This window comes from Caballeronia sp. PC1 (genome assembly GCF_021353155.1).
GTDB classification, from domain to species: Bacteria; Pseudomonadota; Gammaproteobacteria; order Burkholderiales; family Burkholderiaceae; genus Caballeronia; species Caballeronia cordobensis.
Window position 1 is genome coordinate 452,078 of record NZ_JAJUBH010000002.1, and the last position, 25,099, is coordinate 477,176.

Below are 25,099 nucleotides of genomic sequence, written 5' to 3' on the forward strand. Positions count from 1 at the left end.
GGATGGCGACACTGCGCGCAAAACGTTCCGCCCCACTCGATGCGCGGCATCTCCGCTATCGCCGCACGCAAGGCGAGGGCGCGCAACTGCATTGCTTCGTGCTCGATTGCTCCGGTTCGATGCTCGCCGGCGAGCGGCTCGCGCGCGCGAAAGGGATGCTCGTCGCGCTGTTCGACCGGGCTTATCGCGAGCGCGCGCAGATCGCGCTCGTGTGCTTCGGCGGAGGCCGCGCGGAGGTGCGTCGTCAGCCGGGCGCGGCGCATTGGTTCAATAAGCGATGGGTTGCGCCGATCGGCGGCGGAGGTGGAACGCCGCTCGCGCTCGGCCTGGCGAGTGCGGCGACGGTGCTCGAACGCGCGGCGAGGCGCAGGCCTTCGCAGAAGCGCTGGCTGTGGGTGCTGACCGATGGACGCACGAACGAGCGGCCCGAAGCGCCTGCATCGGCGGACGAAATCGTCGTGGTGGATTTCGAGGAAGGCGCGATACGGGCGGGACGCGGCAAGCGCTTCGCTAGCGACTGGAACGCGCAATACGTCACCGCCGATGACGCGCTGTCCTACTCGTACCAGCGCGGCGTATAAACCCAGTCGCCCACCACGCGCGTCGTCGATGAGCCGACGATGACCATCGTCCGCATATCGACCCACTCGCTTTTCAGCTCGCCGAGCGTCACGACTCGTAAGGCCTCGGCCGGACGCCCGATGTCTCTTCCCAGCACCACGGGCGTCTGCGGTTTCCGATACCGCTTCACGATCTCGATAGCACGATCGAACTGCAACGGCCGCGCCTTCGACAGCGGGTTATAGAAGGCCATCACGAGATCCGCTTCGCCAGCATGCGCGATACGTTTCTCGATCACGCTCCACGGCTTCAGGTTATCCGATAACGACAGCACGCAGAAATCATGGCCCAGCGGCGCGCCCGCGCGCGCGGCCGTCGCGAGCGATGCCGACACGCCCGGCAGGATCGCGAGTTTCACCGCGCGCCATGCGGGCTGCGATGCGTAGCCGCGGTCGAGCGCTTCGAGCACGGCCGCGGCCATTGCGAAGACGCCCGGATCGCCCGACGACACCACGACCACGCGCCGCCCTTCGCTCGCCAGTTCGAACGCGTGGCGCGCGCGCTGCAGTTCCTCGCGGTTGTCGGTGATGTGCACGCGCTGATCGCCGCGAAACGGGCCCGCCATGCGCACATACGTCTCGTAGCCGAGCACGTCTTGCGCGGCGTCGAGCGCGGCGCGCGCGGCGGGCGTCATCGACTCCGCGTTGCCGGGGCCGAGCCCGATGACGGTCAGCGTGCCGCGCGCGCGGCCTATCGACTGCGCATCGACGGGCGCATCGTGCACTTGCAACGCGATGCCGTCGCCTCTGTCAAACGGCGCGGCATCGGAGAAACGTAGAGGCAGATCCAGCGCACGCGCGGCATCGGCGAGGGCTTCGGATGTCATCAGATGCATGGGCGCGACCAGGGCCGCAAGCGCCAGCGGCGACAGCCCTCGTTCGCGCAAGGCGATACGCACACGTTCCACGATGCCGGTATCGTCGTCGATCCACGCCAGCACGCAGCGCGGATGAATCACGAGGCTGTGTTCGTCGTTCACGGCGTGCGGGGTGATGCGCACCGCGAGACGCGCATCGTCCGCGAGGGGCAGGGCGGCGGCGTCGAGCCACGGCGCGCCGCCTTCGATGCGCGTCGTTGCTCCCGCAAGCAAGTCCGACACGAAGCGCTTGCCTTGCTCGATATCCGCGAGCGCGTAACCCTCGGGCGGTGCGAGCAGACACTGGCCGAAGCGCAATTCGCCGCTCGTCGTGATCGCGGGCGCGATATCGAGCGCCGCGCCGATCTCGCGCGCCAGCGCATTCACGCCGCTCGTGCCGCCAAGCAATGGCACGACCGCGCTGCCATCCTGCGCGACGGCGAGCACGGGCGGCTCGGCGGACTTGTCGGCGAGGCACGGCGCGAGCGCGCGAATCACGATGCCCGCCGCGCACAGCGCGACGATCGGCACACCCGCGCGATACAACTCGCGCATATGCTCGCCGAAGTCGTCATAAGCGATATCGGCGCTCACGCGATGCGCGAGGCCGTGCACGCGCGCTCCATCAAAACGCGATTGAATGCGCCGCGCCGTATCGAGCGCGGCGGGGCCCAAAATCACGATCGCCAACGGAGAACTCATGCCCGCCATTTCTTCCCCGGCACGACGAGCAATGAAAAATACGGCGACGCCATCGGATCGACTTCGTCGAGCGGCACGATGCGCTGGTTGCTCATCGTCGCGCGTTCGACGTAGAGCGCGCGTTCATCGAGCCCGAGCTTGCCGAGCACGCGCCGCACTTTCTCGAAGTTGCGTCCGAGCTTCATGATGACGGCCGCATCCGCCGCTTCGAGACGTTGCTGCAAGTCGTCTTCGGGCAACACGCCCGAAAGCACCGACAGACTCTGATTGCGATACACGAGCGGCACGCCGAGCACCGCGACGCCGCCGAGCATCGAGCACACGCCCGGCACGACCTGTGCTTCGAAGCGCGCGGCGAGCCGATCGTGCAGATACATGTACGAGCCGTAGAAGAAGGGATCGCCTTCGCAGATCACCGCGACGTCGCGCCCGGCTTCCAGATGACCGGAGATCGTGAGCGCGGCTTCATCGTAAAACGCGCTGATGATCGTCTCGTAGCACAGCGGCGGTTCGAGTGCTTCGGTCGTCACCGGATAGACGAGCGGCAGGCGCGTTTGCGCCGCGTCGAGATGCGACTCGATGATGCCGAACGCATTGCCCTTCTTGCCCTTCGCGACGAAATACGCAACCACGGGCGCGGCCTTCAGAAGCCGCAATGCCTTCACGGTGATCAGTTCCGGATCGCCCGGGCCGACGCCCAGGCCATAAAGACGTCCGCGCATCATTCGGTCTCCGAAGCAAGTGCGTTCACTGCGGCGGCGGCCATCGCGCTGCCGCCGCGCCGGCCGAGCAGCGCGACGAAGGGCACGCCGCGGCTGTCGGCGGCGAGCATGGCTTTCGATTCGGCCGCGCCGATGAACCCGACCGGAAAGCCGAGGATGAGCGCGGGCTTCGGCGCGCCCGCATCGAGCATGTCGAGCAGATGAAAGAGCGCGGTCGGCGCGTTGCCGATCGCGACGATCGCGCCGTCCAGATCGGGACGCCAGAGTTCGAGCGCGGCGGCCGAGCGCGTGTTGCCCATCGCGCGGGCGCGTTCGGACACCGAGGCATCGCCGAGCGTGCAGATCACGCGATTGCCTGCGGGAAGACGCGCGCGCGTGATGCCTTCGGCGACCATGCGCGCATCGCACAGAACCGGAGCGCCTGCCGCCAGCGCTCGCCGGCCCGCCATGCCCGCGCCCGGCGAGAAGCGCAGATCGCTCACGATATCGACCATGCCGCAGGCGTGGATCAGGCGCACCGCGAGCTTTTCCAGATCGGCGGGAAGGGCGGTCAGATCGGCTTCGGCGCGGATCGTCGCGAAGGACTGGCGGTAAATCTCCGCGCCGTCGCGGATATAGTCAGACATCGGCATGGCTCCGGGCGAGCCGTTCGGCCGCCTCTTCGATAGTGAGATTGCGCGCGACGGTTCCATCGTCGCGATGTAGGTCGTAACGGCCCGGCGCGGCGGCATAGAGCGTGGCCGGAACCGGATGCGCCGCCGCGCACGAGCGCTCGCAGCCGCTCAGATGCACCTGTGCCGTGTCGTGCGCGGGCAGCAGCGGGGCGAGGCGAAGCGCATCGGCTTTGGTGTCGGCGCGGCTTTTTGCGCAGCCCGCCGAACCCGCGCACGCGATGAGGCGCGCAAGCGGCGCGCGCGGGTCGGTGGCGAGGCCGAGCGCGTTCAGGCGCCGCAGCACGTCGTGCGTGTCCGCCGGCGCGATGCCCGCGATCAGCACGCTTTGCCACGGCGTCATCGAAAGGCGGCCTTGCGCGTGCTCGTCGGCGAGATCGGCGAGGGCATCGAGCGTGCTGGCGTCGAGCCGCCCGAGCGGCGTCTGCGCGCCCGCATACCATGTCGCGCGCTGCGGCTCTTCGTGCGCGCCGAGCCGTAACGAGGCATCGGCGGGGGCGCGTCGCCATGTTTCCAAACCGGTATCGAAGGCGAAGGCTCCGAGAAAACGCGCAGTGCCCGTAGTGCCGATACGCGCGAGCAGATCGCGCATGCGGTTTTCTTCGGGCCTGGCCATCGCGAGAAAAGCGCGCAAGATGCCGGGAACGAACGTCACCAGTTCGCCCGCCGCGATGGCGCCGAGCGCGGGCTGTCGCGGTGTGCCGGCAAGCCCGAAGGCGAAGCGCGCGCCGCCGTCGACGGTCGAGAGCCAGAGATCGTGCGGATGATCGAGCATCGCGAGGCGCTCGCCGCCGTCGAGCTGCAACGCAAACTTGGGCGACAGCGCGTGAAGCGCGGCATCGGCCTGCATCGCCGCGATGAGGTCCGCCGCGAGCGCGCGCGTGCCGTCGCTCGCGAGCGGGCTCAGCATCAGATTGCGGATGTCGTCGCCGCTCGCCGCGGCCGGGCCGAGGCCGGCATCGAGCGCGATATCGACGAGCGCGGCGTGGGCGTCGTCGCGAATGCCGCGCAGTTGCAGATTCGCGCGATTGGTCACTTCGATCACGCCCGAGCCGCACTCCCGCGCGGCGCGCGCCACGGCCCGCGCCGCGTGCGCGCTCAGCGCGCCGCCGACGAGGCGCAGACGGGCGAGCCCGCCGTCGCGCGCGGGCACGATGCGCATAAGGCCCGGACACGCGGATGCGCGCGCGGCGGTCGTCAGCGGTGAGTGGTCGAATGAAGTCAAAAGCGTGACCCGTCAGGGCTTCGCGCATGTCGAGCGAACCGGTACACCCCGCCCGGCTGGCGTTGCGCGAATGCGTTGAGTCGGCAGGTCTCTTGGCTGGCAGGTCTTCATTCGCGCCGGCCTTCCCGGTGAAAACCAGTGGCAGTGGAGCGCGGACTCGCTGCGTACAATTGCGGGGGCAGCCACAGTTTCTCTGTGTTCCATCTTAGGCCCTCGGGCTGAACCCTCGGGCACCGACGGACCTGTATTATGCCCGCTTTTATCGACCATCTGGACGCTTCCGGGCCGCAACGCGAAGCGTATTCCGAACCGCAAAAAGGAGACGGCGCATGTCGACCTGGCTGACCGTGGTGGGGATCGGCGAAGACGGCTGGCACGGGCTGTCGCGCGTGGCGCGCCGTGCGCTCGTCGATGCGCAGTCGATTCACGGCGGCGAGCGCCATCTCGCGCTCCTGCCCGCGCGCGTCGCGGCGCGGCGCGTGCCGTGGCCCAAGCCCTTTTCGCTCGATGCCGTGCTCGCCGAGCGCGGCGACGGCCACACGCGCATCTGCGTGCTCGCGAGCGGCGATCCGATGTGCTTCGGCGTCGGCGCGACGCTCGCGCGCGAAGTTGCCAACGGCGAAATGCGCGTGATTCCCGCGCCGTCGTCGCTGTCGCTCGCGGCGGCGCGCCTGCGCTGGGCGCTGCAGGACGCGGTGTGCGTGTCGCTCGTCGGGCGGCCGGTCGCGTCCTTGCTCGCGAGCCTGCATCGCGGCGTGCGCCTGCTCGTTTTGAGCGCGGACGGCATGACGCCCGCCGCCGTCGCCACGCTGCTGACGGCGCATGGCTTCGGCGCGAGCCGCATGACGGTGTTCGAGCATCTCGGCGGGCTGAACGAACGCCGGATCGACGAACGCGCCGACGACTGGCGCGAGCCGCTCGTGGCCGCGCTCAATCTCGTCGCGATCGAATGCCGCACGCACGCGGGCCACGCCGGGCCGCCGCTCACGCCAGGCCTGCCCGACGACGCCTATCGGCACGACGGCCAGCTCACGAAGCGCGACGTGCGCGCGGTGACGCTCGCGCATCTCGCGCCGCAGCCGGGCGAACTGCTGTGGGACGTGGGCGCGGGCTGCGGCTCGATCGGCATCGAATGGATGCGCGCGCACGGCGCCTGCCGCGCGATCGCGATCGAAGCGAACGAAAGCCGGCAGCGTCTCATCGAACATAATCGCGACGCGCTCGGCGTGCCCGCGCTGCAACTCGTGCGGGGCGTGGCGCCCGGCGCGCTCGACGGCCTGCCCGCGCCCGATGCCGTGTTCATCGGCGGCGGCCTGACCGTGCCCGGCCTGCTCGATGCGTGCTGGGCGCGTCTGCGTCAGGGCGGGCGGCTCGTCGCCAATGCGGTGACGCTGCAAAGCGAAGCGGCGCTCGTCGAATGGCGCGCGCGGCACGGCGGCGAGCTGACGCGCATCGGGATCGCGCAGGCGGAGCCGCTCGGCAGCTTCGACACCTGGCGGCCGGCCCTGCCGATCACGCTCCTGCACGCGAGCAAGCCGTGATGCGTCATGCGTGAAGAGTCGCCGGAACAGGCCGCACCGCTCAGAAGCGGCTACACGACGGGAAGCTGCGCCACCGCGACGAGCCTCGCCGCCGCGCGCCTGCTGCTGCTCGGCGAGACGAGCGAGCGCGCGGACATCGTCTTGCCGAAGGGCCGCCACGTGACGATGACGCTCTCGTTCTGCCGGACGACGGGCAGCGATGCCGCCGAAGCGGGCGTGATCAAGGACGCGGGCGACGATCCCGACGTGACGCACGGCGCGCTCGTCTTCGCGCGCGTGCAATTGTCCGATTCGACCGGCGTGCGGTTTCACGCGGGCGAGGGCGTCGGCACGGTGACGCGCGCCGGGCTGGCGCTCGCGGTCGGCGAACCGGCGATCAATCCGGTGCCGCGCAAAATGATGACCGAACATCTCGAAGCGCTCGCCGCCGGCGCGAGTTATCGCGGCGGCTTCGAGGTGAGCATCGGCGTGGAGAACGGCGCGGCGCTCGCGCTGAAGACGATGAACCCGCGGCTCGGCATCGTCGGCGGTCTGTCGATACTCGGCACGACCGGCATCGTCAGGCCGTTTTCGTGCTCGGCGTATATCGCGTCGATTCATCAGGGTATCGATGTGGCGCGGGCGAACGGTTATCGGCATATCGCCGCGTGCACCGGCAATCAGAGCGAGGACGCAATGCGCGCGCTGTACGGCTTGCCCGACATCGCGCTGATCGAAATGGGCGACTTCGCGGGCGCGGTGCTCAAGCATCTGCGGCGCGCGAGCGTGGACAAGCTGAGCTTGTGCGGCGGCTTCGGCAAGCTGTCCAAGCTCGCGGCGGGGCATATGGATCTGCACAGCCGCAGTTCCAGCATCGATCTGACCTTGCTCGCGGTCTGGGCCGCCGACGCGGGCGCGAGCGACGCGCTGCAGGCCGCGATCCGCGCGGCCAACACGAGCCAGGAAGCGCTCAAGCTGGCGCGCGCCGAAGGCATCGCGCTCGGCGATATCGTGTGCCGCCGCGCGCGCGCCGTCGCGCTCGACGTGCTGCCGCCGGGCATCGACGTCGAAACCTTCGCGATCGACAGGCAGGGGCACATCGTCGGGAGCGCGGCATGAAGCGCGTGCTTGTGCTCGGCGGCACGGGCGATGCGCTCGCCATCGCGCGCGGTCTGCCCGCCGGGCATGTCTACAGTCTCGCGGGCCTCGGGCGCGTGCCGGCCGATCTCGCGTGTTCGGTGCGCGTGGGCGGCTTCGGCGGCATCGACGGGCTGGTTCGCTATCTCCGCGACGAGCGCATTGCGCTCGTGGTCGATGCGACGCATCCGTATGCCGCGCAGATGAGCCGCCATGCGCACGCGGCGTGCGCGAGCGCGCACGTGCCGCTCTGGGCCGTGCGCCGTCCGGCATGGCAACCGCAAGCGGGCGACGACTGGCGCGATGCGCCGGACTGGCGCGGCATCGCCGAGCGGATCGGGTCCTATCGGCGGCCGCTTTTCACGCTCGGACGCGAGCCGCTTGCCCATCTCGACGAGATTCCTGCATCGCAGCACTGGACGATCCGCTGTCTCGACGCGCATCCGGGCAATGCCCGCGCGATGATCGTCGATGCGCGCGGCCCGTTCGATCTCGACGGCGAGCGCGCCCTGTTCGATGCAGCGGGCGTCGATGTCGTCATCAGCAAGAACAGCGGCGGTCGCGCGACCGAGGCGAAACTTGCGGTCGCGCGCGAGCGGGGCCTGGCGGTCGTGATGCTCGCGCGGCCCGTGCTGCCCGATGCCCACCGCACCTTCGACGATGCCGCGAGCGCGCTCGACGCGCTCACCCATTGGCTTCACACATCGGAACAATGACTGTCTATTTCATCGGCGCGGGACCGGGCGATCCCGAACTCATCACCGTCAAGGGGCAGCGGCTCATCCGCGAATGCCCGGTGATTCTCTACGCCGGCTCGCTCGTGCCGGAAGCGGTGCTGGCGGGGCATCGCGCGGCGCAATGCATCGATACGGCCGAGCTCGATCTCGACGCGATCGTGGCGCTGTTGCAGCAGGCGCACGCGAATGGCCAGGACGTGGCGCGCGTGCATTCGGGCGATCCGTCGCTGTATGGCGCGATCGGCGAGCAGATCCGCAGGCTCGATGCGCTCGCGATTCCCTACGAAGTCGTTCCCGGCGTGACGGCGGCGGCGGCATCGGCGGCGGCGCTCAAGCGCGAACTGACGCTGCCCGGCATTTCGCAGACGGTGATTTTCACGCGCTACGCGACGAAAACGTCGATGCCGGAGGGCGAAAGTCTCGCGGATCTCGCGCGCCATCGCGCGACGCTCGCGATCCATCTCGGCGTGCGGCATATCGAGCGGATCGTCGCGGATCTGCTGCCGCACTACGGCGCGGATTGCCCGGTCGCGGTCGTGTTCCGCGCGAGCTGGCCGGACGAGACGCGCGTGGAGGGCACGCTTGCCGATATCGCGCCGAAAGTGCGCGCGGCGGGCATGGAGCGCACGGCGATGATTCTCGTCGGCCGCGTGCTCGCCGCCGACGGTTTCGCGGATTCCACGCTCTACGCGAAGGACTGATCACGCCATGCGCGACCTCGACGCCGTGTTCGATGCGCTCGCGAAATCGGCCTTCCGGCGGCGCTTCGCGCTCGGCGTGCGCGAGGGGAAATATCTGCGGGAAAAGGGCATCGACACGGTGCTCGCGCAGGCGCACGAACTCATCGGCAAGCGGCTCGCGCCGCAAGCGCCCCTGAACGACGGCAAGCAGACGCCGTTTCGCGGGCATCCGGTGTTCATCGCGCAACACGCGACGGCGACGTGCTGCCGCGCGTGTCTCGCCAAATGGCACGGCATCGCGGCGGGCAGGGCGCTCGACGACGCCGAGCGGCGGCATGTCGTCGATGCCATCGAGCGCTGGCTGCGGGCGCAGCCGCTTCCGACTCAGCCGGCAGCGGCGCCCGACGATCCGCAGCGCGAACTGCCGTTCTGAAGGCTACTCGTGGCGAGGCGCGGCCGCCCGCGTCTTCGCGCGCCGCGCCAGCATGTTGAGACCTTCGACGAGCGCCGAGAACGCCATCGCCGCATAGATATAGCCCTTCGGCACGTGCGAGCCGAACCCTTCCGCGATCAGCGTCATGCCGATCACGAGCAGAAAGCCGAGCGCGAGCATCACGATCGTCGGATTGCGCTCGATGAAGCGCGACAGCGGGCCCGCGGCGAACAGCATCACCGTGACGGCGGCGATCACCGCGACGAACATGATCGGGATGTGCTCGGTCATGCCGACCGCCGTCACGATGCTGTCGATGGAGAACACGAGATCGAGCAGCAAGATCTGGCCGATCGCCGACAGCGGCGTCAGGCGCTTCGGCGATGCCGCGCCGGCCTGCGCGTCGGCGTCGTGCGCGACGTGATGATGGATTTCGGTCGTCGCCTTCCAGACGAGGAACACGCCGCCCGCGATCAGGATGATGTCGCGCCACGAAAAACCGTGTCCGAACGCCTCGAAGATCGGCGTCGTGAGCCGCACGATCAGCGCGACGGTGCCGAGCAAGCCGAGCCGCATCACGAGCGCGAGCGCGATGCCGATGCGCTGCGTGCGCTCCCGGTGCGCCTCGGGCAGCTTGTTGGTCAGGATCGAGATGAAGATCAGGTTGTCGATGCCGAGCACGACTTCCATCACGACGAGCGTCGCGAGGGCGGCCCAGGCGGCGGGATCGGCGAGGAGGGCGACGATGTAATCCATGATGGTTCGAATGAGGTTCGACGGTGAGGGCGTGATCTTAGCCTGATCGGCCCGGGAATTGAAAGGAGTCTGAAAACTTGTGGCGCGCACGAGGCGCTTTCCACGCGCGCCGGTAATTTTGTCAACGAAATTAGTCAGACCCGCCACAAATACCGGATTTGAAACGATTATTTGCGCTACTTCTGATGATGCGATGCGTCATTTACGGGTAAACTCCTACGCTTACCTGGCCGCGTCTTTTGCGGCGTCATTAAACCATCCTGTCGCCCCAGGACAACACGCCAAGCCGCATGCAGCAAAAATCGCAACGTCTCGTCGAACTGGATTTTTTCCGGGGACTGGTTCTGCTGATCATCGTCATCGATCACATCGGCGGCAGCATGTTGTCCCGCTTCACGCTGCATTCGTTCGCGCTGAACGACGCCGCCGAAGTCTTCGTGTTCCTCGGCGGCTTCGCCACGGCCACGGCGTATGTCTCGCTCGCGGAGCGCCGCTCCGAAAGCGCGGCGCGCGTCCGGTTCCTGAAGCGTGCATTCGAACTGTATCGCGCGTTCGTCGTCACGGCCGTGCTGATGCTCGTCGCCTCGTTTGTGCTGCGGCCGCTGTTCGGTCACGCGCCGAATCTCGCGCTGCACGACCTCGACAGTCTCCTGTCCGAGCCGGTTTCCTCCATCGCGCAGATTCTCACCTTCGAGCGCCAGCCGTATCTGGCCGCCGTCCTGCCGATGTACGCGTTCTTCGCGCTCGCCGTGCCCGTCATGCTGCCGCTCGCGCGCAGCAAGCCGTGGCTGTTGCTCGGTCTGAGCCTCGCGCTGTGGGCGTTTGCCGCGCAGATCGGCGAACACATGCCGTCCGTCGACGACAACCTTTGGGACTTCAACCCCGCGGCGTGGCAGCTCATGTTCGTGCTCGGCGTGCTGGCGCGCTGCCAGCCCATCTATCAGCGCGTGAGCGCGAACCGCTTCGGCTGGATCGTGAGCGCGGGCGCGGCCGCGCTGATCGCCGGCATGGCGTACTACAAGCTGCTCGTTTTGCCGCCCGTGCTGGATAGCGCGTTCAAGCGCGATCTGGCCGGTCCGCGTGTCGTCAATTTCCTCGCGATCGCGTGGATCGCGGCGAATCTGGCGCGCTACGGCATCGTCAAGGAAATCGCCAAACGGCTGCAGTGGGTCGGCGCAGTGGGGCGCGACGGCATGGTGTCGTTCGTCGCGGGCACGGTGATTTCGCTGACCGTCGATTCGATCCTATTCACGCTCACCGACGGCCTCGTCAACGTGCCTGCGGGACTCGCCGCCGACGCCATCGCGATCGGCGCGCTGCTCGCCGTGCCGCGCGTGCATCAGTGGGTGTCGGGCTGGCTCGGCACGCGCCGCGCACCGCCGGTGGCAGCCGCGCGGGCCGTGGCCGCGACCGACAACCGGATGCGATAGACGCAATCGAGCGGGCAGTTCGCTGCCCGCTTTTATCTTCGATCGATAAGCAACTAACGGTCTGGTTTTTTCGCCGCCTCGAACCGAAAGCGCCAAGGCACACGGCTTGCATGCACAGGTCACCACAACTAAAACCGGACCTGCCATGCTCAAGCTCGCCATTCTTTTCGCGGTCATTTCCGTCGTCGCTGGTTTCTTCGGCTTTACGCGCGTGTCGTCCGGCGCGGCGGGCATCGCCAAGATCTGCTTCTTTATCTTCCTGATCCTGTTCGTGATCTTCCTGATCGTCGCGATTTCAGCCGGATCGCTGGTGCTGTAGCGGGGAGGGCGCGCGGCCACTCCGCGCTTCCTCGAATCGACCCGCGCGCCGCGACGGTGTTACATTGCCCCGAAGAGACACGGCGGACACGGCGGCTTCGGCCGAAGCCGCCGCGTAACGCGACAAGGAGGGGCAATGCAAGCCATCGGCGCGGCCTTGCGGCCGGAACAGCACGACGTCATCCGTCATTCGCACGAGCGTTCGGCCACGTTCGGCCTTTGCGAAACCATGCGCCCGGACTACGCCGTGCTCTCGGGTGCGGCACTCGCCGTCAAGCTGGACGAAAGCCGCGCGCTGTTCGCGCATGCGCTGCCGGTCATGGAAACGCTGTACGCGCAGATCGCGAATACGCACAGCATGATCGCGCTGACGGATGCGGGCGGCCTCATCCTGCATTCCCTCGGCGACGACGACTTTCTCGCCCGCGCCGAAAAAGTCGCGTTGCGCGCGGGCGCGGTGTGGAGCGAGGCGCATCAGGGCACCAACGCGATCGGCACGACGCTCGCCGAGCGCAACGCTGTCACCGTGCACGGCGACCAGCACTATCTGCGCGCCAATCGTTTCCTCACGTGTTCGAGCGTGCCGATCCTCGATCCGCACGGCAATATCTCAGGCGTGCTCGACGTCACCGGCGACCGCCGCGGCTATCACCAGCACACGATGGCGCTCGTGAAAATGTCCGCCCAAATGATCGAGAACCGGCTGATCGCGAGCGCATTCGGCGACGGCCTGCGCATCCGCTTTCATAGCCGGCCCGAGTTCATCGGCACGCTGATGGAAGGCATCGCCGTCTTCGATCTCGACGGGCGGCTGCTCTGCGCGAACCGCAGCGCGCAGTTTCAATTCGGTCACGAACTCGGGCGTCTGCGCGCGCTGACGCTCGAAGCATTGTTCGGCGAACGCGCGGATATGCTCATCGCCCGGTCGGGCGAAGCGCCTTGCCGGCTGGAACTGCATAGCGGCGTGGTGGTGTTCGCGAGCGTCGATTTCCACGCGCGCGCGGCGTCGAACGTGGTGCAGGCGACGAGCGCCGTCGCCGTGCGCGAGCCGCCGCGCGCATCCGGCCTCGACGATCTCTGCACCGGCGACGCCCAGATGAGCGACATCGTCGCGCGCGTGCGCAAGGTCATCGGCAAGAACATACCGATTCTGATCGGCGGGGAAACGGGCGCGGGCAAGGAGATGCTCGCGCGCGCCATTCACGCCGATTCGCCGCGTCGCGCGGGGCCGTTCGTCGCGGTGAATTGCGCGTCGCTGCCGGAGACGCTGATCGAATCCGAACTGTTCGGCTATGCGCAGGGCGCGTTCACCGGCGCGGCGAAGCGCGGCGCGACCGGCAAGATCGTGCAGGCGAACGGCGGCACGCTTTTTCTCGACGAGATCGGCGACATGCCGCTCGCGATGCAAAGCCGCCTGCTGCGCGTGCTGCAGGAGCGCGTCGTCGAGCCGCTCGGCGCGGCCCGCGCGGTGCCGGTCGATTTCACGCTCGTCTGCGCGAGCAACCGCAAGCTGCGCGAGTGCGTGGCGAAAGGCGAGTTCCGCGAGGATCTGTACTACCGCATCAACGGTCTTTCGGTGACGCTGCCGCGGCTCGCCGCGCGCACCGACCTGCGCGCCGTCGTCGACAAGCTATTGCGTCACGAGCGTTTCGCGGGCCGCGTGGTCGGCATCGGCGATGACGTGCTCGCGCTCTTCGCGCGTCATCCGTGGCCGGGCAATTTCCGGCAGTTGAGCAACGTGCTGCGCACCGCGTCCGCCATGCTCGACGATCACGATACGCATATTCGCGTCGAACATCTGCCGCACGATTTCGTCGATGAACTGGGCGAACGCGTACCGGCCCACGACGCACCGGCAAGCTCGAGCGGCGCGCGTCTCGCCGATATCGAAGCGGGCGCGGTCGCGGCGGCGCTCAAGGCGCACGGCGGCAACGTATCGGCGACCGCGCGCGCGCTCGGCATCTCGCGCACGACCTTGTATCGCAAGTTGCGGGTTTAGGCTTCGAGCGGTTTTGCCTTGTGCGCGGACGGCGGCAGCGAGCCGCTCAGATCCTTCAGGCCGACGCCGGTCAGCTTCAGCCGGCGCGCTTCGTTCAGATGCCACAGCAGTTTGAACGCGGCGGCGTCGTAACCGAGGCCTTCCGGGCGCACGTTGGAAATGCAGTTGCGTTCGGCGTCGTGGCGGCCGGCGCGCGGCGCGTAGGTCACATAGAGGCCGAGGCTGTCGGGCGAACTCAGGCCCGGCCGCTCGCCGATCATCACGACGACGATCTGCGCCCGTAAAAGCTCACCGATGCGATCGCCCAGCGCGACGCGCGCCTGCGTCGCGATCACGACGGGCCCGACGTTCCAGCCGTCGAGCTGCTCGCGCAGTGCAGCAAGCAGCTGCGCGGCGTGGCGTTGCGCGGCGAAGGCCGACAAGCCATCGGCGGCGACGAAGACGAGTTCGTATTCGCCTTCCGTCTCGCACGCGTGCGCCGCGAGCCGCCGTGCGCTCTCATCGTCCAGCACGCGGCCGAGATCGGGCCGTCGCAGATAGACATCGCGATCGGGCGCGGCGCTTCGCGCGTCGAGCGTGTCGAAGCCCGCGGCGCGAATCGCGTCGCCGAGCGCGGCGGTATCGAGCGGCTGGTGCACGGCGTCGCGCGCCTGCGCGTGCGCAAGCTCGAACGCGAGCAGCGGGGCGGTCGGCAGGCTGCTGCCCGCACGGCCGAGCGCGATGCGCGCGTTCGTGAAGCGTCTGAGCGCGTCCCAGGTGTCGGCGTTCGTCATGATTCGATCCATTCGAGCAAAGGGTGCGCCGGCGGCGGCAACAACTCGCCGCGGGCATCGGTGACGCGCATCTTCTCCAGCCACGCCTCGAATTCCGGCGCGCGCTTCAGGTTCAGCGCGCGGCGGATATACAGCGCATCGTGAAACGAGGTGCTCTGATAGTTGAGCATGACATCGTCCGCGCCCGGCACGCCCATGATGAAGTTGACGTTCGCTACGCCGAGCAGCGTGAGCAGCGTGTCCATGTCGTCGGAATCGGCTTCGGCGTGGTTCGTGTAGCAGATGTCGCAGCCCATCGGCACGCCGAGCAGCTTGCCGCAGAAGTGATCTTCGAGACCCGCGCGGATGATCTGCCGTCCGTCGTAGAGATATTCCGGCCCGATGAAGCCCACTACCGTGTTCGTCAGCAACGGCTTGAAGCGGCGCGAAACCGCGTACGCGCGCGCCTCGCAGGTCTGCTGATCGACGCCGTGATGCGCGTTCGCCGACAGCGCGCTGCCTTGTCCGGTCTCGAAGTACATGACGTTATCGCCCACAGTCCCGCGCTTGAGCGACGCCGCCGCGTCGTGCGCTTCCTCCAGCAGCTTGAGGGACACGCCGAAGCTCGCGTTCGCGCGCTCGGTGCCCGCGATCGACTGAAACACGAGATCGACCGGCGCGCCGCGTTCGATCGCCGCGAGCGTGTTCGTGACGTGCGTGAGGACGCACGATTGCATCGGCACGTCGTAGCGCTGGCGGAAGTCGTCCATCATCGCGAGCAGGCTGCCGATGGCGGCGGGCGAATCCGATGCGGGATTGATGCCGATGACCGCGTCGCCGCAGCCGTAGAACAGCCCGTCGAGCATCGATGCGGCGATGCCTTTCGGGTCGTCCGTCGGATGATTCGGCTGCAGGCGCACCGACAGACGCCCGGGCAGGCCGATCGTCGTGCGAAAGCGCGTGACCACCGGGCGCTTTTTCGCGGCGAGGATCAGATCCTGATTGCGCATGAGCTTGGAGACGGCCGCGGCCATTTCCGGCGTGACGCCCATCGTGAGGGCGTCGAGCGCGGCGGCGTCGGTGCTGTCGGCGAGCAGCCATTCGCGGAATTCGCCGACGGTCAGATGCGCGATGGGCGCGAACGCCTCGCGCGAATGGGTATCGACGATGAGGCGCGTGACTTCGTCGTGCTCGTAGGGAATGAGCGGTTCGTCGAGGAAGGCCGAGAGCGGCGTCTGCGCGAGCGCCATTTTCGCCGCGACGCGCTCTTCCTCCGTGGCGGCCGCGATGCCCGCGAGTTCGTCGCCGGAGCGGCGCGGACTGGCGCGGGCGAGCAGCGTCTTCAGATCGTCGAAACGGTAGCGGCGCGCGCCGATCGTCGCGTGATAGCTCATCGCTCTTTCCCCGAACGGATCGATCCGCTCACTTTAACCGCATCGCGCGCGGACAAAAAAGCGCCGCCCGGGCCGAAATGCGCCCGCGTGCGATAATTTTTCGTTCGATTCAGTCAGCGCACGCCCGCAAATCCGTGAAAAACCTGCTCGTTTCCATCGACCGCCTGCGCGATTTCGACGAAATCGTCGATGTCCGCACACCGCTCGAATTCGCCGAGGACCACGTTCCCGGCGCGATCAACGCGCCCGTGCTCAGCAACGAGGAGCGCGTGATCGTCGGGACGATGTACAAGCAGGTCTCGCCGTTCGAGGCCACGCGCGTCGGCGCGGCGATGGTCGCGCGCAATATCGCGCATCATCTCGACACGCTGTTCGCGGACAAGCCGCGCAACTGGCGGCCGCTCGTGTATTGCTGGCGCGGCGGCAAGCGCTCCGGCGCGATGACGACGTGGCTGAACATGATCGGGTGGCAGGCGCGTCAACTGGAGGGCGGCTACAAGAGCTACCGGCGCGACGTGATGGAGCGGCTCGGCATGCTGCCGGGGCGGTTCCGTTATGTCGTGCTGATCGGTCCGACGGGCAGCGGCAAGACGCGGCTCTTGCAGGCGCTGTCCGCGGCGGGCGCGCAGACGCTCGATCTGGAAGGGCTAGCGGCGCATCGGGGGTCGCTGCTCGGCGCGCTGCCGGGGCATCCGCAGCCGTCGCAAAAGGCGTTCGATTCCGCGCTGCTGGCGAGGCTTTCGGGCTTCGATCCGGCGAAACCGGTTTTCGCCGAAGCGGAAGGGCGGCGCATCGGCTCGATCACGATTTCCGATGCGGTGCTCGACAACCTCCACGCGGCGTCGTGCGTGCAGGTGGAAGCGCGCCGCGAAGACCGCATCGCGTTTTTGCTGCAGGATTACGCGCATCTCTTCGACGATCCCGCGTTTTTCAAGGCGCAGTTGTCGAAGCTCGTCGCGCTGCACAGCCGCGAGCGCGTGGAACGCTGGCATCGGCTGATCGACGACGACGCGCGCGCTGCGCTTTTCGCCGAATTGATCGATTATCACTACGATCCCGCGTACGGGCGCAGCAGCCAGGCGCTTTACAGGGCGTTGCCGCACGCGTCGCGCATGCTGTTCCGTCCGAACGATGCGGATAGCGTCGATCAGGCGAAGGCCTTGCTTGCCCGGCTCGCCGAGACCGCGCCCGCGCTCTGATTCAACTCACTTCTTTCAAGAAAAATATGACCACGCTTCGACAACCGCGCGTCGCCCTGGGCTGGCTGGTGTTCCTGCTGATCGCCGTCGTGGGGCTGTTCTATGTCAAATGGTTTCCGTACTACAACCGCGCGTTCGTCGCGGCGAGCCAGCATTCGATCGGCAAGTCGATTCTGATGGGCACCGCCGCGAGCGCGCCGGAACCGTCGTGGCAGGCCGCGCTCGATTACGCGATCGCCTACGGCAAGGCAATCTGGCAGGCGATGGTCTTGGGCCTGCTGCTCGGCTCCGCGGTGCAGGCGCTGATTCCGCCGCGCTGGGTCGCGCGCGCGCTCGGCGAGCATAACTTCGGCAGCGTCGTGAACGGCGGGCTGATGTCCTTGCCCGGCATGATGTGCACGTGCTGCGCGGCGCCGGTCGTCGCGGGTCTGAGGGCGCGCGAGGCTGCGCCCGGCGCGGCGGTCGCGTTCTGGCTCGGCAATACCGTGCTCAATCCCGCGGCGCTGGTTTTCATGGGCTTCGTGCTCGGCTGGCAGTGGACCGGCTTGCGCCTCGTGCTCGGCGTGCTGATGGTGTTCGGCCTGGGCTACGCGGTGAACCGCATGGTGACGCCCGCGCAGGCGGCGGCATCGCGCGCGGCGCTCGCGAAGCTCGTCGAAGAGGATGAACCGGGCACGGCGTTCTCGCGCTGGATCGCGATTCTCGGGCGCATGGCGTTGCGCCTGATTCCCGAATACATCGTGCTCGTGCTACTGCTCGGCGCGGCGCGTGCGTGGCTCTTTCCGCATATCGGGCCGGACATCGACAACGGCATGCTGTGGATCGTCGCGTTCGCGGTCGCCGGCACGCTCTTCGTCATTCCGACGGCCGGCGAAGTCCCCATCATCCAGGCGATGCTGTCGCTCGGCATGGCGGCGGGGCCCGCCGGCGCGCTCCTCATGACCTTGCCGCCCATCAGCGTGCCGTCGCTCGCGATGCTCGCGCGATCGTTCCCGCCGCGCGTGCTGGCGGTGGTGTCGGTGGCGGTGGTGGGCTTCGGGATCGTGAGCGGGCTGATCGCGGCGGCGTGGTTCTGAGCGTGCCCGGTCAATGAATCGCCGCGCCCGCCTTGATCAGCAGCTTGAACGGCAGCGCGAGCAGCATCGCGCCGCCGACGCCCGCCACCCATAGCGCGACGAACCAGAACACCTTGCGCGCGCGTTCAATGGTAGTGATGTTCGCCATGACGCACCTTTCCTCTGAAAACCCAATAGCCTAGCGTCGTGTACGCGACGATCACGGGCAGGATCACCGCCGCGCCGACGATCGTGAAAAGCTGGCTCGAACGGGGCGCGGCCACGTCCCAGATCGACACGCCGGGGAAAATGGCATCGGGCGAAACGCTCAGAACCAGTCCCGTATAGCCGAGGAACACGAAGCCCAGCGCCATCGCGAACGGCTGTTTTTCGTGGCGCGACTTGATCGCGCGGCGCATCGCGAACGCGCAGGCCGCGACGAGCACCGGCACCGGCAGCATCCGGTAGAACCACGGCGAATCGAACCAGCGCGACGCGATGCCCGCATCCTGCAACGGCGTCCAGATGCTGACGACCGCGATCGTCGCGAGCTGCAATACCGTGAGCGGCCACACGACGCGATACATGCGCCGCTGCAAGTCGCCTTCGGTCTTCGCGATCAGCCAGCATGCGCCGAGCAGCGCATACGTGACGACGAGCGCGCCGCCCGTGAAGATCGAGAAGGGCGAGAACCAGCCGAAGGCGTCGCCGGAGAAGCGGCCGTCGGCGACGGGAATGCCGCCGAGGAACGCGCCGAGCGCCACGCCCTGAAAGAAGGTCGCGCCCGCCGATCCGCCGATGAACGCGAGGTCCCACATGTGCTTCGTGCGCTGCGCCTTCGCGCGGATCTCGAACGACACGCCGCGGAAGATCAGGCACACGAGCATCAGCACGAGCGGCAGATAGAGCGCGGACAGCACGGTCGAATAGACCATCGGGAAGGCGGCGAAGAGCCCCGCGCCGCCGAGCACGAGCCAGGTCTCGTTGCCGTCCCAGACGGGCGCGACGGTGTTCATCATCACGTCGCGGTCGTGCTGGTCGGGAAAGAAGGGAAAGAGAATGCCGATGCCGAGATCGAAGCCGTCGAGCACCACGTAGAGGAAGAGGCCCGCCGCGATGATCGCGGCCCAGGCGAGCGTGAGATCCATATGCTTATGCTCCTTCGATGGACTGTTGCGGCAGGCTGAGCGGGCGTCGCGCGCTGCCGTCGGAAGGCTGGCTCGGCGTGCCGGGCAAGGCGGGACCGTGGCGCAGCAGCTTCAACATGTAGTAGATGCCCGTGCCGAAGACGATCGTGTACACGATCACGAACGCAAGCAGCGACACGCCGACCTGCTGCGCCGTGACGGGCGACACGGCATCCGCTGTGCGCATCACGCCGTAGACGACCCACGGCTGGCGGCCCGCTTCGGTCGTGACCCAGCCCGCGAGCAGCGTGATGAAACCGCTCGGGCCCATCGCCAGCGCGAAGCGATGGAACCAGCGCGCATCGAACAACCTGCGCTTGCGATGCAGCCACCACGCCGCGAACGACATCACGATCATCAGCACGCCGAGGCCCGCCATCACGCGAAAGCTCCAGAACACGAGCGTCGAATTCGGACGGTCTTCCTTCGGGAATTCCTTCAGGCCGCGAATCTCGCCGTCCCAGCTATGCGTGAGGATGAGGCTGCCGAGATGCGGAATCGACACGGCGTACTTCGTCGTTTCGGCTTCCATGTCGGGAATGCCGAAGAGATTGAGCGCGGTGCCGCCTTTCTCGGTCTCCCAGATGCCTTCGATCGCCGCGATCTTCGCCGGCTGATGTTCGCGCGTGTTCAGGCCGTGCGCGTCGCCGACGAGCGCCTGGATCGGCGTCAGCGCGAGCAGCAGCCAGAGCGACATCGAAAACATCTTCTTGATGGCGGGGTCGCGGCGGCCTTTCAGCAGATGCCACGCGCCCGTTGCGGCGACCACGAGCGCCGCGACGATGAACGCCGCGATCGCCATATGCGCGAGCCGGTACGGAAACGACGGATTGAAGATGATCGCCCACCAGTCCACCGGCACGACGTGATCGCCCTCGATGCGAAAGCCTTGCGGCGTCTGCATCCAGCTATTGGACGCGAGAATCCAGAACGTCGAGATGAGCGTGCCGATGGCGACCATCAGCGTCGCGCCGAAGTGCGCTTTCGGACCGACCTTGTTCCAGCCGAACAGCATGATGCCGAGGAAGCCCGCTTCGAGGAAGAACGCGGTCATCACTTCATACGTGAGCAAGGGGCCCGTGATGGGACCGGCGAAGCTCGAAAAACCGCCCCAGTTGGTGCCGAATTCGTAAGCCATGACGACGCCCGACACGACGCCCATGCCGAACGCGACGGCGAACACCTTCGACCAGAAGAGGCACAGCTCCTTGTAGACCGGCTTGCCGGTTTTGAGCCACGCGCCTTCGAGCACCGCGATGAAGCTCGCGAGCCCGATGGAAAGCGCAGGAAAGATGATGTGAAACGAGACGGTGAACGCGAACTGGATCCGCGCCAGATCGAGTGCTTCGGGAGTCGATTGCATGATTGACTGTGCCTTGAAAATTCACGCGTGGCCCGCGTCGGAAGGCGGGCGAGTCCGGTGCTGAATGAGACGTCTGACGGGCCGGAGCTTAGCGCCATTTCGACAAACTGTTGCGCTGCGTCAGACGTTATTCATTGCGCGCAAATGCCGCAGTTTCAATGGCTTAGCGCAGCTACCAGATTGATTTACCGATGATTTCGAGACGCCCGGATAGTGCGGTGCGGCAAGAGCGCGCAGACGCTTTCGCGACAATCGACCGCACGGTTGAAGTTGGTTCGCGGCAGGCGCGGAAAGAACTTTTACGATGCGCCGGCACGAGACGTGCGAACGGCGCGGGTACCATAATGACTTTTGAACACGCGCACCGCGCGAGCAGGAAGGAGAAGCATCATGCGCCTCGATGACGAAGCAGAAAGCCGGAATGTCGAAGACCGGCGCGGCGGGGGCGGCGGCTTTCGGGTCGGCGGCGGATCGATCGGCATCGGCACGATCGTCATTGCGCTCGCAGCGTCGTATTTCTTCGGCATCAATCCGATGACGATCATCAACGGCGCGCAGGTGCTGCAAGGCAATGCGCCGCAGCAGCAGGCCGCGCCGAGCAACGCGCCGCCCGCCAACGATCCGGGCGCGGTCTTCGTGCGCCGCGTGCTCGGCAATACCGAGCGGACCTGGCAGCAGGTCTTCCGCACGCAGTTCAATCAGGACTATCCGGCGCCGAAGCTCGTGATGTTCTCGGGCGCCACGCAGACCGCCTGCGGCACGGGGCAGGCCGCGATGGGTCCGTTCTATTGTCCGGGCGACCGCAAGGTCTATATCGATCTCTCGTTCTATCGCGAATTGCGCGACCGCTTCGGCGCGAGCGGCGACTTCGCGCAGGCTTACGTGATCGCGCACGAAGTGGGGCATCACGTGCAGAACGTGCTCGGCATCATGGGCAAGGTCGATCAGGCGCGCTCGCGGATGTCGAAAGAGCAGGCCAATGCGCTGTCGGTTCGCGTCGAGTTGCAGGCGGACTGCTTCGCGGGCGTCTGGGCCGCGGTCGCGCAGCAGCAGAACGCGAAGCTGATCGAGCCCGGCGATTTCGAACAGGGCTTGAACGCCGCGGCCGCGATCGGCGACGACCGTCTGCAGCAGCAGTCGCAAGGGCGCATCGTGCCCGAGGCGTTCACGCACGGCACGAGCGCGCAGCGCCAGCGCTGGCTGCGGCGCGGTATGTCGACGGGCGATGTCAGTCAGTGCGACACCTTCTCGGCGCGCTCGCTCTGAGTGTTCGTCGGGCGCGGCCGAAAGCGGCCTTTCGTCTCGAAATGGACTATGCTGAACCGTCGAGGCGCGGCCGCATCGCCTCGCGGCTTGCCGCCGGTGCTTACAAACGCTGACACGCGTTTGTCTTAAAGTCATTAGAATCGCTGGTTTTCCGGGCGCGGCCAGGTGCCGCGCGACGTGACGTCCTCCGGACCCGACACGCACCGGAGCATTCCCGTTCTCTTCATGAAGCGAATTCTGATCGTCAAAGTCACGTCGCTCGGCGATATCGTCGAGACGCTACCGGTCGTTGCGGACCTGCGGCGCGCGTTTCCATCCGCCCAGCTCGATTGGGCCGCGGACGCCGCCTTTGCCGACATCATCCGCTGGAATCCGGGCGTGGATCGTGTGCTGAGCGCGCCGCTGCGCAAGTTCAAGAAGGCGCGCAACTGGAACGATCTGAAGGACATCGCCGGGTCGATCGGTGAGCTTCGGGCGGAAAAATACGACGCGATTCTCGATATTCACGGCGTCTACAAGAGCGCGATCATCGCGTTCATTGCGCGCGGGCGGCGCCGCTACGGCTATCAGAACAAGGATCTCGGGGAACGGGGCGCGGCCTTTGCGTATAACGCGCGCTTCGGCCCGCGGCCGGACACCGATGCGTGGCGCGGCATGCGCGTGAGCGTCGCCGAAGCGCTCGGCTACCGGTTCGACGAGACGCCCGACTACAACATCCAGTTGCCGCCTGTCGCGCGCGATCTGAACATTCCGCGCGGCCAGCCCATCGCGATGCTGTTCCATGCGACGTCGGCGGACGTGAAGAAGTGGCCGAAGGAGCATTGGGGCGAAGTGGGCCGCTGGCTCACCGCGCGCGGTCATACGATCGCCTTGCCGTGGGGCACCGAGCGCGAGCAGGGCGAAGCGCAGGCGATCGCCGCGCTCGTCCCCGGCGCGATCGTGTTGCCGAAGCTCTCCGTCCTGGAATGCGCGCACTGGATTCGCGCGTCGGAGCTCGTTGTCGGCGCGGACACGGGCCTCGTGCATCTGGCGCATGCGTTGCAGCGCCGGACCGTCATGCTGTTCGCGGCAACCTCGCGCGAGCACTTCGGCGTGAACGAACCGGGCCGCTCAGTTTCCGTGGGCGACGAAGGCGCGCCGCCTAACGTGGAACAAGTGCTTGCCGCCATCGAAAGCGTGGCGGTCTCCGCCAGCGCGCCGCGCGCGTTATCTCGATAAAACTTTTATGCGCATAAAACTTTTTGCGTGGATGCGGCGCGTCGCGTCGAAAGTCGTAAATCTGAAACAGATATCAGTGCGCTAACGTAAAAGTTGCCGCCTGACACTTGACGACGGCTTCGGTAAGCACGACGATTGCGAAAACGCTTAAGAATCGTCCTATAAGATGACCGAAGAAACCGTTGCAGAGGCGCGCCCGTTAACGGTTCGCCTCGCCGCTTCCGATATTCCCTTGAACGCGTCGCTCAAGTGGCCCATCGTTTCCGCCGATGGCGCGCTGCTGTTCGATGCAGGCGCCGTCGTGCCGGACGCGTCGGCGCGCGCGTTCATGTTCCGTCATTTCGAGCCGCACCGCGTGCTTCAGGAGCCCGCGCCGAGCCTGCCCGACGACGAGGCCGCCAAAGACGGTCCGCTGACGCTGGACGATATCGGTCTGACCATCGGCGCGCGGGTCGGCTTGCGCGGCACCGGCGGCACGGGCTCGGCCATGTATGCGAGCCGCGTGATCGGATTTTCGACGCCGCGCCGCAATGGCGAGCGGTCGCTCTTCGTGACGCAGCCGGTGATGACGGGTTTCGATCCGCTCGACCTGACGCTCGGCGAGCAGGTCGATCTCGTCGCGCTCACGGGGCGGGGCGTGTTCCGCTTTGCCTGCACGGTCGACGCCACCTGCCGCGAGCCGTTCAACTACGCGGTGCTATCGGCGCCGGGGGCGATCCGCCGATTGCGCACGCGCAAGTTCGCACGGATGCCGACACGCCTTGCGGCCCATTTCGCTGCGGATGGCCAAACGCACGCCGCGCCGCATCTGGGCCGCGTGAGCGACATCAGTCCTTATGGCATGTCGCTGACCGTCGCGAATCCGGCCGCGCGCGTGGGCGACCGTCTGAAGCTCTCATTCCAGTTCAAGACCGATGGCGTCGATGTGAAGATCGACACCATCGCGATCGTGCGCCATGTCGGGACGATCGATCCAGCCGATGGCAGCGCGGCCTACGGGCTCGAATTCGAATCGATCGAGCCGTCGCAGCGTATCGCGCTGAAATCGTTCATGGCCGAGCACAGCTAGTATTGGCGGGCCGCCTGCGCGGCTTCAGTTGCCCGGAAAGCCGTCCGGGAAAAGCCGCTCGACCGCCGCTTCGAAGTGCTGGACCGGCGCCGCGCCGCGCAGGGCGATGGGCGGCGGCGGCTCCTGCCCCGGCGCGGACTCCCGCGACAACACCGCGAACGGCACGCCGGTCACGCCCAGCTTCTTCGCGAACTCTTCGTCTTCGATCACGAGATCGGTATAGGTGCCGTCATCGAGCGCCTCTTCGAGCATCTCGGGATCGACGCCGCAGGTTGCCGCGATGTCGAGCAACGCGTCGGTGTCGCCGATATCGATGCCTTCCTCGAAGTACGCCTTGAAGATCGCGCGATGCACGAGATCGTAGCGGCCCGATTCGCGCGCGAACATCGCAGTTTCGAAGGCCTTGCGGCTGCGCGGCGCGACAGGCGGCAGACGCATCGTCACGCCGCGCTCCGCTGCGAGCGGGCGCACCGAATTTTCCCAGGAATCGACGATCGTCTCGCTGTTGGGATCGGGCAGGGGCGTCGGTTCCGGGCGCAATTCGAACGCGTGCCAGCGGATCTCGACCGCATCGCCGTATGCGTTGCGGAACTGGTCGAGCACGGGCGTCTCGAGATAGCAGAACGGACAGGTAAAGTCCGACCAGACGTCGATATAAAGAACAGGCGTGGATGCCATGTGAGCCCCAAAACGAACGGCGCCCCTGCGCCGTTTGACCGAACCGGGCGGCCGCAGCGAAGAGCCGCGGCCGCAAAACCGGTATGTTAGCGCGTGCGGGCGGCAGCCGCG

At 67.1% G+C, this 25,099-nt stretch carries 25 protein-coding genes and 1 riboswitch; of the genes, 14 read left to right on the forward strand and 11 right to left on the reverse strand.

Annotated features, from left to right (window positions below; translation table 11 throughout):
* Positions 1-2 precede the first annotated feature (2 nt).
* Positions 3-581 carry a VWA domain-containing protein gene (locus LY284_RS17845; RefSeq protein WP_233387483.1) on the forward strand — a complete coding sequence of 193 codons (579 nt, stop codon included), beginning with the start codon at positions 3-5 and terminating at the stop codon, positions 579-581.
* Here LY284_RS17845 and cobJ read toward each other — a convergent pair.
* Genes cobJ through cobG form a run of 4 tightly spaced genes read right to left on the reverse strand, consistent with a single transcriptional unit; the run spans position 557 to position 4,797 of the window.
* The gene (cobJ, locus tag LY284_RS17850; RefSeq protein ID WP_233387484.1) at positions 557-2,179 is read right to left on the reverse strand and encodes a precorrin-3B C(17)-methyltransferase; all 1,623 of its coding nucleotides are present in this window, start codon (positions 2,177-2,179) and stop codon (positions 557-559) included. The two genes, LY284_RS17845 and cobJ, sit on opposite strands and share 25 nt — an antisense overlap.
* Positions 2,176-2,904, reverse strand: coding sequence for a precorrin-2 C(20)-methyltransferase (locus LY284_RS17855; protein ID WP_233387485.1), 729 nt, complete (start codon positions 2,902-2,904; stop codon positions 2,176-2,178). Before LY284_RS17855 ends, cobJ begins: the two co-directional genes overlap by 4 nt.
* Positions 2,901-3,527 (reverse strand): precorrin-8X methylmutase, encoded by a 627-nt coding sequence (locus LY284_RS17860; protein ID WP_233387486.1) that lies wholly within the window; start codon positions 3,525-3,527, stop codon positions 2,901-2,903. Before LY284_RS17860 ends, LY284_RS17855 begins: the two co-directional genes overlap by 4 nt.
* Positions 3,520-4,797 (reverse strand): precorrin-3B synthase, encoded by a 1,278-nt coding sequence (gene cobG / locus LY284_RS17865; RefSeq protein WP_375294267.1) that lies wholly within the window; start codon positions 4,795-4,797, stop codon positions 3,520-3,522. The genes LY284_RS17860 and cobG overlap by 8 nt, the downstream gene beginning before the upstream one ends.
* Before the next feature lie 64 nt (positions 4,798-4,861).
* Positions 4,862-5,050, reverse strand: a riboswitch (cobalamin riboswitch).
* A 76-nt stretch (positions 5,051-5,126) separates the two neighbouring features.
* Between cobG and LY284_RS17870 the strand changes: the two genes are divergently transcribed.
* The 5 genes from LY284_RS17870 to LY284_RS17890 are packed head-to-tail and all read left to right on the forward strand — an operon-like array spanning position 5,127 to position 9,304.
* Positions 5,127-6,338: a bifunctional cobalt-precorrin-7 (C(5))-methyltransferase/cobalt-precorrin-6B (C(15))-methyltransferase gene (locus tag LY284_RS17870; protein WP_014250660.1), complete on the forward strand. Its 1,212-nt coding sequence runs from the start codon at positions 5,127-5,129 to the stop codon at positions 6,336-6,338.
* 6 nt (positions 6,339-6,344) lie between these two features.
* Entirely contained in the window at positions 6,345-7,436 is a 1,092-nt protein-coding gene (locus LY284_RS17875) for a cobalt-precorrin-5B (C(1))-methyltransferase (protein ID WP_014250661.1), read from the forward strand.
* Positions 7,433-8,170: a cobalt-precorrin-6A reductase gene (locus LY284_RS17880; protein ID WP_233387487.1), complete on the forward strand. Its 738-nt coding sequence runs from the start codon at positions 7,433-7,435 to the stop codon at positions 8,168-8,170. Before LY284_RS17875 ends, LY284_RS17880 begins: the two co-directional genes overlap by 4 nt.
* The gene (cobM, locus tag LY284_RS17885) at positions 8,167-8,892 is read left to right on the forward strand and encodes a precorrin-4 C(11)-methyltransferase (protein ID WP_233387488.1); all 726 of its coding nucleotides are present in this window, start codon (positions 8,167-8,169) and stop codon (positions 8,890-8,892) included. Before LY284_RS17880 ends, cobM begins: the two co-directional genes overlap by 4 nt.
* Positions 8,893-8,899: 7 nt before the next feature.
* Entirely contained in the window at positions 8,900-9,304 is a 405-nt protein-coding gene (locus LY284_RS17890; RefSeq protein ID WP_233387489.1) for a DUF4186 domain-containing protein, read from the forward strand.
* A gap of 3 nt (positions 9,305-9,307) precedes the next feature.
* Here the strand turns inward: LY284_RS17890 and LY284_RS17895 are convergent, their stop codons facing one another.
* On the reverse strand, positions 9,308-10,060 hold the full coding sequence (locus LY284_RS17895) for a TerC family protein (protein ID WP_014250665.1): 753 nt from the start codon (positions 10,058-10,060) through the stop codon (positions 9,308-9,310).
* A 290-nt stretch (positions 10,061-10,350) separates the two neighbouring features.
* On the opposite strand from LY284_RS17895, the gene LY284_RS17900 reads away from it, so the two are divergent.
* From LY284_RS17900 to LY284_RS17910, 3 genes are all read left to right on the forward strand, one after another.
* Entirely contained in the window at positions 10,351-11,490 is a 1,140-nt protein-coding gene (locus LY284_RS17900) for an OpgC domain-containing protein (protein WP_233387490.1), read from the forward strand.
* A gap of 145 nt (positions 11,491-11,635) precedes the next feature.
* On the forward strand, positions 11,636-11,809 hold the full coding sequence (locus tag LY284_RS17905) for a DUF1328 domain-containing protein (RefSeq protein WP_041731592.1): 174 nt from the start codon (positions 11,636-11,638) through the stop codon (positions 11,807-11,809).
* Positions 11,810-11,944: 135 nt separating this feature from the next.
* Positions 11,945-13,807, forward strand: a complete 1,863-nt coding sequence (locus tag LY284_RS17910; RefSeq protein WP_233387491.1) for a sigma-54-dependent Fis family transcriptional regulator — start codon at positions 11,945-11,947, stop codon at positions 13,805-13,807.
* On the opposite strand, the gene eutC is transcribed toward LY284_RS17910, so the two are convergent.
* Positions 13,804-14,580 (reverse strand): ethanolamine ammonia-lyase subunit EutC, encoded by a 777-nt coding sequence (eutC, locus tag LY284_RS17915; RefSeq protein WP_233387492.1) that lies wholly within the window; start codon positions 14,578-14,580, stop codon positions 13,804-13,806. The genes LY284_RS17910 and eutC overlap by 4 nt on opposite strands.
* A complete protein-coding gene (locus tag LY284_RS17920) occupies positions 14,577-15,953 on the reverse strand; it encodes an ethanolamine ammonia-lyase subunit EutB (protein WP_233387493.1) in 1,377 nt (458 codons plus the stop codon). Before LY284_RS17920 ends, eutC begins: the two co-directional genes overlap by 4 nt.
* Before the next feature lie 134 nt (positions 15,954-16,087).
* On the opposite strand from LY284_RS17920, the gene mnmH reads away from it, so the two are divergent.
* Together mnmH and LY284_RS17930 are read left to right on the forward strand one after the other, a co-directional pair.
* Positions 16,088-17,152, forward strand: a complete 1,065-nt coding sequence (gene mnmH, locus LY284_RS17925) for a tRNA 2-selenouridine(34) synthase MnmH (protein WP_233387494.1) — start codon at positions 16,088-16,090, stop codon at positions 17,150-17,152.
* Positions 17,153-17,178: 26 nt separating this feature from the next.
* Complete coding sequence (locus tag LY284_RS17930) at positions 17,179-18,228, forward strand: permease (RefSeq protein ID WP_014250672.1); 1,050 nt, start codon at positions 17,179-17,181, stop codon at positions 18,226-18,228.
* Positions 18,229-18,238: 10 nt separating this feature from the next.
* Here the strand turns inward: LY284_RS17930 and LY284_RS17935 are convergent, their stop codons facing one another.
* The 3 genes from LY284_RS17935 to LY284_RS17945 are packed head-to-tail and all read right to left on the reverse strand — an operon-like array spanning position 18,239 to position 20,757.
* A complete protein-coding gene (locus LY284_RS17935; protein ID WP_167350994.1) occupies positions 18,239-18,376 on the reverse strand; it encodes a hypothetical protein in 138 nt (45 codons plus the stop codon).
* On the reverse strand, positions 18,354-19,355 hold the full coding sequence (gene cydB, locus LY284_RS17940; protein ID WP_045453715.1) for a cytochrome d ubiquinol oxidase subunit II: 1,002 nt from the start codon (positions 19,353-19,355) through the stop codon (positions 18,354-18,356). Before cydB ends, LY284_RS17935 begins: the two co-directional genes overlap by 23 nt.
* A gap of 4 nt (positions 19,356-19,359) precedes the next feature.
* Positions 19,360-20,757: a cytochrome ubiquinol oxidase subunit I gene (locus tag LY284_RS17945; RefSeq protein WP_233387495.1), complete on the reverse strand. Its 1,398-nt coding sequence runs from the start codon at positions 20,755-20,757 to the stop codon at positions 19,360-19,362.
* Positions 20,758-21,147: 390 nt separating this feature from the next.
* Between LY284_RS17945 and LY284_RS17950 the strand changes: the two genes are divergently transcribed.
* From LY284_RS17950 to LY284_RS17960, 3 genes are all read left to right on the forward strand, one after another.
* The gene (locus LY284_RS17950) at positions 21,148-22,023 is read left to right on the forward strand and encodes a neutral zinc metallopeptidase (protein WP_053569164.1); all 876 of its coding nucleotides are present in this window, start codon (positions 21,148-21,150) and stop codon (positions 22,021-22,023) included.
* A gap of 225 nt (positions 22,024-22,248) precedes the next feature.
* The gene (gene waaC, locus LY284_RS17955) at positions 22,249-23,241 is read left to right on the forward strand and encodes a lipopolysaccharide heptosyltransferase I (RefSeq protein WP_233387496.1); all 993 of its coding nucleotides are present in this window, start codon (positions 22,249-22,251) and stop codon (positions 23,239-23,241) included.
* A 166-nt stretch (positions 23,242-23,407) separates the two neighbouring features.
* A complete protein-coding gene (locus LY284_RS17960) occupies positions 23,408-24,310 on the forward strand; it encodes a flagellar brake protein (RefSeq protein ID WP_233387497.1) in 903 nt (300 codons plus the stop codon).
* A 24-nt stretch (positions 24,311-24,334) separates the two neighbouring features.
* On the opposite strand, the gene LY284_RS17965 is transcribed toward LY284_RS17960, so the two are convergent.
* Positions 24,335-24,988 (reverse strand): DsbA family protein, encoded by a 654-nt coding sequence (locus tag LY284_RS17965; RefSeq protein ID WP_077158389.1) that lies wholly within the window; start codon positions 24,986-24,988, stop codon positions 24,335-24,337.
* Positions 24,989-25,099: the final 111 nt, after the last annotated feature.

Bases quoted from the DNA above. Each gene is read 5' to 3' on its own strand.
- LY284_RS17875 (WP_014250661.1), top strand. From the start codon at position 6,345: ATGCGTGAAGAGTCGCCGGAACAGGCCGCACCGCTCAGAAGCGGCTAC.
- LY284_RS17945 (WP_233387495.1), bottom strand. From the start codon at position 20,757: ATGCAATCGACTCCCGAAGCACTCGATCTGGCGCGGATCCAGTTCGCG.
- cobJ (WP_233387484.1), bottom strand. From the start codon at position 2,179: ATGAGTTCTCCGTTGGCGATCGTGATTTTGGGCCCCGCCGCGCTCGAT.
- LY284_RS17935 (WP_167350994.1), bottom strand. From the start codon at position 18,376: ATGGCGAACATCACTACCATTGAACGCGCGCGCAAGGTGTTCTGGTTC.
- LY284_RS17920 (WP_233387493.1), bottom strand. From the start codon at position 15,953: ATGAGCTATCACGCGACGATCGGCGCGCGCCGCTACCGTTTCGACGAT.
- cobM (WP_233387488.1), top strand. From the start codon at position 8,167: ATGACTGTCTATTTCATCGGCGCGGGACCGGGCGATCCCGAACTCATC.
- LY284_RS17895 (WP_014250665.1), bottom strand. From the start codon at position 10,060: ATGGATTACATCGTCGCCCTCCTCGCCGATCCCGCCGCCTGGGCCGCC.
- LY284_RS17965 (WP_077158389.1), bottom strand. From the start codon at position 24,988: ATGGCATCCACGCCTGTTCTTTATATCGACGTCTGGTCGGACTTTACC.
- eutC (WP_233387492.1), bottom strand. From the start codon at position 14,580: ATGACGAACGCCGACACCTGGGACGCGCTCAGACGCTTCACGAACGCG.
- waaC (WP_233387496.1), top strand. From the start codon at position 22,249: ATGAAGCGAATTCTGATCGTCAAAGTCACGTCGCTCGGCGATATCGTC.
- LY284_RS17860 (WP_233387486.1), bottom strand. From the start codon at position 3,527: ATGTCTGACTATATCCGCGACGGCGCGGAGATTTACCGCCAGTCCTTC.
- LY284_RS17900 (WP_233387490.1), top strand. From the start codon at position 10,351: ATGCAGCAAAAATCGCAACGTCTCGTCGAACTGGATTTTTTCCGGGGA.
- LY284_RS17905 (WP_041731592.1), top strand. From the start codon at position 11,636: ATGCTCAAGCTCGCCATTCTTTTCGCGGTCATTTCCGTCGTCGCTGGT.
- LY284_RS17845 (WP_233387483.1), top strand. From the start codon at position 3: ATGGCGACACTGCGCGCAAAACGTTCCGCCCCACTCGATGCGCGGCAT.
- LY284_RS17870 (WP_014250660.1), top strand. From the start codon at position 5,127: ATGTCGACCTGGCTGACCGTGGTGGGGATCGGCGAAGACGGCTGGCAC.
- cydB (WP_045453715.1), bottom strand. From the start codon at position 19,355: ATGGATCTCACGCTCGCCTGGGCCGCGATCATCGCGGCGGGCCTCTTC.
- LY284_RS17950 (WP_053569164.1), top strand. From the start codon at position 21,148: ATGCGCCTCGATGACGAAGCAGAAAGCCGGAATGTCGAAGACCGGCGC.
- LY284_RS17910 (WP_233387491.1), top strand. From the start codon at position 11,945: ATGCAAGCCATCGGCGCGGCCTTGCGGCCGGAACAGCACGACGTCATC.
- LY284_RS17855 (WP_233387485.1), bottom strand. From the start codon at position 2,904: ATGATGCGCGGACGTCTTTATGGCCTGGGCGTCGGCCCGGGCGATCCG.
- LY284_RS17930 (WP_014250672.1), top strand. From the start codon at position 17,179: ATGACCACGCTTCGACAACCGCGCGTCGCCCTGGGCTGGCTGGTGTTC.
- LY284_RS17880 (WP_233387487.1), top strand. From the start codon at position 7,433: ATGAAGCGCGTGCTTGTGCTCGGCGGCACGGGCGATGCGCTCGCCATC.
- LY284_RS17960 (WP_233387497.1), top strand. From the start codon at position 23,408: ATGACCGAAGAAACCGTTGCAGAGGCGCGCCCGTTAACGGTTCGCCTC.
- LY284_RS17890 (WP_233387489.1), top strand. From the start codon at position 8,900: ATGCGCGACCTCGACGCCGTGTTCGATGCGCTCGCGAAATCGGCCTTC.